Below are 732 nucleotides of genomic sequence, written 5' to 3' on the forward strand. Positions count from 1 at the left end.
ACCGAGTTCCTCGCCGTCGGCGATACGGAACATCTCCCGGACCAGATCGATGCCGGCGACCTCCTCGGTGACCGGGTGCTCGACCTGGAGACGGGTGTTGACCTCCAGGAAGGAGATCGTCCCGTCCTGCCCCACCAGGAACTCACACGTGCCCGCGCCCTCGTACCCGGCCTCCTTCAGGATGGCCTTCGACGCCCGGTACAGCTCCGCCATCTGAGCGTCGGACAGGAACGGTGCGGGAGCCTCCTCCACCAGCTTCTGGTGACGGCGCTGCAGGGAGCAGTCACGGGTGGAGACCACGACGACGTTGCCGTGCTTGTCGGCCAGGCACTGCGTCTCCACATGCCGCGGCCGGTCCAGATACCGCTCCACGAAGCACTCGCCACGCCCGAACGCGGCGACCGCCTCGCGGACGGCGGACTCGTACAGCTCCGGGACCTCTTCGAGGGTGCGGGCGACCTTCAGACCGCGCCCGCCGCCACCGAACGCGGCCTTGATCGCGATCGGCAGACCGTGCTCCTCCGCGAAGGCCACGACCTCGTCCGCACCCGAGACCGGGTCCGGGGTGCCGGCGACCAGCGGGGCGCCGGCGCGCTGGGCGATGTGCCGGGCGGCGACCTTGTCACCCAGGTCGCGGATGGCCTGCGGCGGCGGGCCGATCCAGATCAGGCCCGCGTCCAGGACCGCCTGGGCGAACTCGGCGTTCTCGGACAGGAAGCCGTAACCCGGGTG

General features: G+C 70.8%; 1 protein-coding gene. It reads right to left on the reverse strand.

The features are described 5' to 3' along the window. Positions 1-681: ATP-binding protein (locus IE251_RS40570; RefSeq protein ID WP_373301960.1), on the reverse strand; the 681-nt coding region annotated here is incomplete at its 3' end. Positions 682-732 lie beyond the last annotated feature (51 nt).

The sequence above is a fragment of the Streptomyces eurythermus genome (assembly GCF_014649115.1).
GTDB lineage: Bacteria > Actinomycetota > Actinomycetes > Streptomycetales > Streptomycetaceae > Streptomyces > Streptomyces eurythermus.